Annotated in this window: 6 protein-coding genes; 4 read left to right on the top strand and 2 right to left on the bottom strand. The window is 42.9% G+C overall.

All coding sequences use genetic code 11. The features are described 5' to 3' along the window. Positions 1-231: 231 nt before the first annotated feature. The 3 genes from IM450_RS18050 (at position 232) to IM450_RS18040 (ending at position 3,028) form a co-directional block, all read left to right on the top strand. The gene (locus IM450_RS18050) at positions 232-567 is read left to right on the top strand and encodes a type II toxin-antitoxin system RelE/ParE family toxin (RefSeq protein ID WP_002800095.1); all 336 of its coding nucleotides are present in this window, start codon (positions 232-234) and stop codon (positions 565-567) included. Beyond that, positions 560-1,732: a HigA family addiction module antitoxin gene (locus tag IM450_RS18045; RefSeq protein WP_287670901.1), complete on the top strand. Its 1,173-nt coding sequence runs from the start codon at positions 560-562 to the stop codon at positions 1,730-1,732. Before IM450_RS18050 ends, IM450_RS18045 begins: the two co-directional genes overlap by 8 nt. Positions 1,733-1,831: 99 nt before the next feature. Beyond that, the gene (locus IM450_RS18040) at positions 1,832-3,028 is read left to right on the top strand and encodes a DNA double-strand break repair nuclease NurA (protein WP_002800090.1); all 1,197 of its coding nucleotides are present in this window, start codon (positions 1,832-1,834) and stop codon (positions 3,026-3,028) included. 241 nt (positions 3,029-3,269) lie between these two features. On the opposite strand, the gene IM450_RS18035 is transcribed toward IM450_RS18040, so the two are convergent. Continuing rightward, complete coding sequence (locus IM450_RS18035; protein WP_002776500.1) at positions 3,270-3,875, bottom strand: LabA-like NYN domain-containing protein; 606 nt, start codon at positions 3,873-3,875, stop codon at positions 3,270-3,272. A gap of 100 nt (positions 3,876-3,975) precedes the next feature. After that, a complete protein-coding gene (metG, locus tag IM450_RS18030) occupies positions 3,976-5,589 on the bottom strand; it encodes a methionine--tRNA ligase (RefSeq protein WP_287670903.1) in 1,614 nt (537 codons plus the stop codon). A gap of 155 nt (positions 5,590-5,744) precedes the next feature. On the opposite strand from metG, the gene IM450_RS18025 reads away from it, so the two are divergent. Continuing rightward, positions 5,745-6,461, top strand: a complete 717-nt coding sequence (locus IM450_RS18025) for a lysophospholipid acyltransferase family protein (protein WP_002800085.1) — start codon at positions 5,745-5,747, stop codon at positions 6,459-6,461. Positions 6,462-6,696: the final 235 nt, after the last annotated feature.

Raw genomic sequence — 6,696 nt, 5'->3', positions numbered from 1 at the left:
TTGGAGTGATTGGGGGGAAAATTTAGGGATTTTTTCCCTGAAAATTAGGTAATTGACCACCTGAAAATGGGTAAAACCCCACACCCCACACCCCACACCCCACACCCTGCCCCCACGAAAAACTTTTTCAGCAGCCCCTATTTAGAGCGTTTGTACTGGATGCGACCCGGGTGTGCTGCCATAAAATATTGTTAACCTTTGAGGTTAACAATATTACAAGGGTCATCTACAATGGATATTGTATTTAAGGAAAAAAAATTTGAGAACGAATGCAATAGCCAAAGACTACTGAAAAAACAGTATGGAGAGAAGATGGCTAAGAAAATCAGGCAAAGACTCGACGACTTAAAAGCAGTTATTGTCCTGGAGGAAATGCGATCGCTGCCGGGACGTTGCCACGAATTGTTACATAACCGTGCTGGACAACTATCTCTAGATTTAGTTCATCCTCTCAGACTAATTTTTGAGCCGGCTAATATACCGATTCCTCAAAAAGCAGACGGGGGAATTGATTGGAAGAAAGTAACCGCAGTCGTAATTATTGGCATAGATGACACCCATGACTAATACTATTGAGAACAGATATGCACCGGATTTTATTTCTCCACCGGGAGAAACCCTTGCCGAAATCCTAGAAGAAAGAAATATGTCTCAATCGGAACTCGCCCAACGCATGGGCAGACCAAAAAAGACTATCAATGAGATAATAAAAGGTAAAGCGGAGATTACTATCGATACCGCCTTACAGATAGAGTTAGTGTTAGGAACTCCCGCCAGTTTCTGGATAGAGCGCGAAAGACTTTATCGGGAATATTTAGCGAGAAAAAATGAGAATCAAAGATTAAAAGGTTATTTAGGCTGGTTAAAACAAATTCCTTATCGGCAGATGACTGAATTAGGCTGGCTCAAGTTTGATGAGGATAAAATAGAGCAATTACGAGAGAGCTTGAATTTTTTTGCCGTTGTCTCCCCTGAGCAATGGGAGGAGATTTGGGGGATAAATTTATCGATTGATTTTAGAAAGTCTCAAGCATTTGATAGCGATCGAGGGGCAATAATAGCATGGTTACGTCAAGGAGAAATAGAAGCATCGAAAATTAATTGTGCTGATTACAACGAGTTGAAATTCAGAGATGCCTTGCGACAAATTCGTTCGTTAACTATTAAGTCTATCGAGGTATTTCAACCGCAAATGATCGAGCTTTGTGCGGCAGCGGGGGTTGCCTTAGCCTTTGTCCCTGAACTTCCGAAAACAAGGGTACACGGTGCTACCCGTTGGTTAGGTTCTCACAGAGCTTTAATTCAATTGAGCGATCGATACAAAACAAATGATCATTTTTGGTTTTCTTTTTTTCATGAAGCTGGTCATATTTTATTACATGGGAAACGAACTTTATTTTTAGAGGGGCAAGATAAAGATATTCGAGATAAAATTAAAGAAAAAGAGGCGGATGTTTTTGCGGCTAATTTCTTAATTGCTCCCAGAGATTGGCAGAGATTTATCGCCAATAATTCTCTGAATAAAAAAGCTATTAATCAATTTGCCGAACAACTAGGAATACACCCTGGTATTATTGTTGGTAGAATGCAACATGAGCAAATTACTTCTTATCAAAACTATAATGATCTTAAGGAGAAATATTGTCTAAATACGCAGAATTCCTTTTTGGTATTGACGAGCGACTCCCCAAAAGGAAAACTTCCTATCTCACCATTAAGAAAACTGCTGTAAGCGGAGATTACTAAGGATAAATTTGGCAATAATTGACAAATTTAGCATTAGAGACAGGAAATTGCGATAACATCAAAAAAAGTCAGGGAGAGGATAGTTATGCTCGATCTTGCGAAATTAGCGGCAAAAATGCCAGGGATTAGTCAACATTTTCAACAGGAAGTGGCAGCTAGTCGCGAGCGAGTGCAACGGGCTAAAATTCTTTTAGAACAGGCTCAACAGCAACAGGAAAAACTACTAGAACTCTATCATAACTGGCACGATCGCCTAATTTTCTCTGTCGCGCTACCGATCGAACCTCTCGACACCCGCATTACTATCCTTCCCCCCCCCGAAAGTCATAGCGTTTTTGCCACGGATGGTTCCCAAATTGCCCCTTCTCACCACGAAATCGCCTACTGTTATCTAATTAACATCGGTAGGATCATGTTGCACTATGGTCAAAATTTACACCCTCTCCTCGATAGCATTCCCGAAGTCTATTACAAATCAGAAGACCTCTACATTTCTAAACAGTGGGGTATTCGCGTGGATGAGTGGATGAGTTATCGTCGGACGGTATTAGAAAGCCAAATGTTAGCGGAAATGGCTACTCGTTGGGTAAAACCCCCTGGGGCCCATTATGAACCAAATTTAGCCCTCGTGGATGGTTCTTTGATCTATTGGTTTATCGATAGTCTCCCCCCGGAAGCAAAAGATTTAATTTTGCCACCGATTTTTCAGTCTTGGGACGATTTAAAATCAGCTAGAATCCCGCTTATGGGTTATATTAGTGCTTCTCGTAGCACGGAAAGCTTAAATTTCCTGCGTTTACAATCTTGTCCCCATGATACTCCCAATTGCTTGATCAATTGCGGTGATTTAGACCCAGAAAAAACCCCTTGTCGCGTTGTCGATCCTCTCCGGGATGCCTCTCTCTGGGGTTATTTATTGGAACCGGGGCAAAGAAGTCCTTTTTGGCGCAGTTCTTTGAAAATCCTCGATCTTTATGGGGATGAACATCGCATTTACTTCTGTTATCTCCATGTGGGGACGGAAATCGCTAGGGTAGAGGTTCCTGCTTGGGTGGTGGAGGAGCGAGAATTACTCGATCGCTCTTTGAGTATTTTACTGGCCCAGGTGTTAAAAGGTTATGGTTATCCGATCGCCTTAGCGGAAGCGCACAATTTAGCGGTGATTAAAGGTGGCGATCGCCTGCGTTTTTTTGCCCTTTTGGAACAACAAATGATTAAAGTCGGTTTACAGGATGTGGGAACATCTTATAAGGAAGCGAGAAAACGCAGTAGTATCGCTTAATTGAGGAGGCAGCAGATGGGGAGTGGTCACTGATAACTGATAACTGATAACTGATAACTGATAACTGATAACTGGTCACTGATAACTGATCACTGATAACTGGTCACTGATAACTGATCACTGATAACTGATCACTGATAACTGGTCACTGATAACTGGTCACTGATAACTGATAACTGATCACTGATAACTGAAAAAGGTGGGAATTACCCACCTTAAACTTGATTTTTGCTGAATTTTTCTAGCGACCGCTTCGATCTTGATCCAAGACGCTGACGGGGAAATTATTATAACCAAGGTGATGTTTGCTAGTTTTTTGAATTTCTTCTTTAATTTGATCTAGATCAACATAGCGATCGGCTACATTAATTAAACTATCACTGGTCATCGATCGCAAACTAACCACTTCCACTCGCGCACCACGGTAACTGACGGAATCGGCAGCATAGGCTAAATCCCCATCACCACTGACAATTACTGCGGTATCATAGGAACCCACTAGCGCCATTAAATCCACGGCAATTTCCACGTCAAGATTGGCTTTTTTGGAACCATCGGGTAATTGTACTAGATCTTTAGCGATGACTCGATAGCCGTTGCGACGCATCCAGAGGAGGAATCCCTGCTGTTTTTCGTTAGTGCGATCAACTCCAGTATAAAAGAAGGCCCGCAAGAGACGAGAACCGGCAGTTAAACGACAAAGTAATTTGGTGTAGTCAATTTCGATACCTAATTGCAGGGCTGCATAAAATAAATTGGAACCATCGATGAAAATCGCCACACGACCGCGATTTTCTAGCACTTGTTCGGGGGTGAAGACTGGGGCTGTGTCATAATCATCAAACATTTTATTTTTCCTCGTTTGTTAAAAGTTTAGTGTTGGGTGTTTGCCAGTTGTGTCCCAAAGGACAACAGACCTTAAAAAATAGAGTTATCAAAAAATTCCCTTAGGAATCGTTTAACGGCAGTTCTAGTTTAGAAAAGATCGGTTCAGGTGTTCCTAGTTGTGGATTTGTGGGTAATCCCCATTGACAGTGTTGGGAAAAAGAGACACCATCAGGGAAGTTTTCCCCATCCTCCGACCTGAAAGTATTAAAATCAATAACAAAACCTAGTTGTTGATAAATTTTACTGCTTAAGGTCGGTATTATCGGTGAGAGTAGGTAGGCAGAGAGTCTTACTGATTCCAAAACTGCGTAGAGAACCTGTTCTACTGCTGCTTGTTGTTTCTGTTTAAATAAACTCCAGGGCGCACTCTCATCGATAAACTTATTACTAGCACGAATTAACGCCAATATTTCCTCACAGGCTTGATCAAATTGTAGCGCATTGTACTTCTGTTCAACAATGCCCCCTAGATTGATCCCCATATTCTTAAGGTGATTATCGTTGGGGATATCTACACCGGTCAACTGGGGGGGGTTATTTTGGCAGTATTTTTTAACCATGCCTAGGGTGCGATTGAGGAGGTTGCCTAAATCGTTGGCTAAATCCGCGTTAAGAATATTAACAAATCTGGTTTCCTGAAAATCGCCATCCTGTCCTAATTCAATCTCTTTAACGAAATAGTAACGGACGGCATCGGCCCCATAGCGATCAACCAAATCGAAGGGATCGAGGGTATTACCGAGACTTTTGCCCATTTTCCGCCCGTCTTTGGTCAAAAAGCCATGGCCGAACACTCTTTTGGGCAAGGGTAAACCCGCCGACATTAGCATAGCCGGCCAATAAATGGCATGGAATCTTAATATATCTTTACCGATCAGATGCAGATCGATCGGCCACCATTTGGCCAAGGCATTTTCTAGGGTGGGTTCGTCTTCGGGGTCGAGAAGGGCGGTAACATAGCCAAGAAGGGCATCAAACCAAACGTAGATGGTATGCTTACCATCGTGGGGAATGGGAAACCCCCAAGCCACATTAACCCTAGAGATGGAGAAGTCCTGTAGTCCCTGGTTGACGAAGTTGAGAACCTCATTACGTCGGCTTTCCGGTTGAATAAAATCCGGTTGTTCTTGGTAAAGTTGTTCTAGTTGCGTCTGATATTTAGAGAGACGGAAAAAATAGTTTTCCTCGTCGCGCCATTCGGCGGCCAGATTAGTATGAATGGGACAACAGCCATTATCTAACAGTTCTCTTTTTTCCTTAAATTCTTCACAGGCGACGCAATACCAACCCTGTTGGCGATCGAGATAGATATCGCCCTTTTCCCAGACTCTTTCAAAAAATTCGTTAACAATTGCCTGATGACGGGGGGCGGTGGTGCGACTAAAGCGATCATACTGGATGTGTAGCTTTGCCCAGAGATTGGCAAAACTGGTGGCGATGCGATCGCAGTGTTCCTGGGGATTGAGTCCTTTGGCTGCCGCGGTTCGTTCGATTTTCTGTCCGTGTTCGTCGGTTCCTGTAATCAGGAGGACAGAATTGCCCTGTAACCGCTGCCATCGCGCCATAACATCCGCTACGATCGTCGTGTAAGCACTGCCGATGTGAGGGATATCGTTGACATAATAAAGAGGTGTTGTTAAAGCAAATGTATTTCGCTCATTTAAATCATTCATGAAATTTATTTTTTTAAATAGACGAGGCTGCCCCGAGGCTGATCCGTAGATGATTGGGACATAATCCCTATATTTTATGATCCTCTAATTCTGTTTTATCCTTTAGTTGTGATCTAAGTCAATAAAAACAATCTTAAGGCCGATTTTTTTTTTCCATGAAGCTGCTTACCCCCCTATCCACCTCTCGTTTAATTCTTGATACCACGCGCACGAGTCTGTTTACCGTCGGTCAAGAAAATCTACCCGGCCAAGGAGTGGCGATCGTGGTAAGTAACCATCGTAGCTTTTTGGACGCGCCGATCTTAATTCAAGCTTTGGGCAAAACTCTCCCGATCGCCTGTCATCACTACATGGGAAAAACCCCGCTTTTGCGGGAATTAATCGGAGAATTGGGCTGTTTTCCCTTTGATACCCCCGAAAAACGCCACCGGACTTTTTTTCGGCAAGCAACGGATTTTTTACAGTCCGGACGATGGATCGGTTTATTTCCAGAAGGTGGATCGCCGATGTTAAATTTGACTGCTCCTCGTCAAATTAGCCCTTTTCAAAGCGGATTTGCCCATTTAGCCCTGCGTTGTCCCGTGGAGAATTTATTTGTCTTACCTGTGGCTATTCTCTCCGAGTCGGAAACTGTTATTAGTCCTTTTCCCGTGCGTTTGCTGCGCTGGTTAGATACCACGGAACCTTTATTCGATCAAGATGGTTGGCATCCCGTTGTCTTTTATCATCGTGTCAAGGTGGCGATCGGTCGTCCCTATGGAATTACTGAAAGCGATCGCTCAGATTATCAAGGTAAACAAGGAAAAAAAGCCCTTAATCGTTTAATTGGTCATTGTCAGTCGGAAATTAGCGATTTATTGCTGAAAGGGTAGGTCAGGAGTCAGGAGACAGGAGAAAGGAGGCAGCTTTTTTCTTCCCACTTCCTAACTCATAATTCATAATTGATACTGGAGTGATTTGTTATAAGTAGGGTTTGCTGAATAAATCTAAAAACCTTGTTGGATAAGGCTTTTAGACTTTTTTTCCCTGAAAAAGTGCCTACCATTGGAGTGATTGGGGGGAAAATTTAGGGATTTTTTCCCTGAAAATTAGGTAATTGACCACCTG

The sequence above is a fragment of the Microcystis sp. M083S1 genome, from assembly GCF_020246405.1.
GTDB lineage: Bacteria > Cyanobacteriota > Cyanobacteriia > Cyanobacteriales > Microcystaceae > Microcystis > Microcystis aeruginosa_C.
Note: the sequence above shows the minus strand (reverse complement) of the source record. Positions and strands in the feature narration are given on the sequence as shown.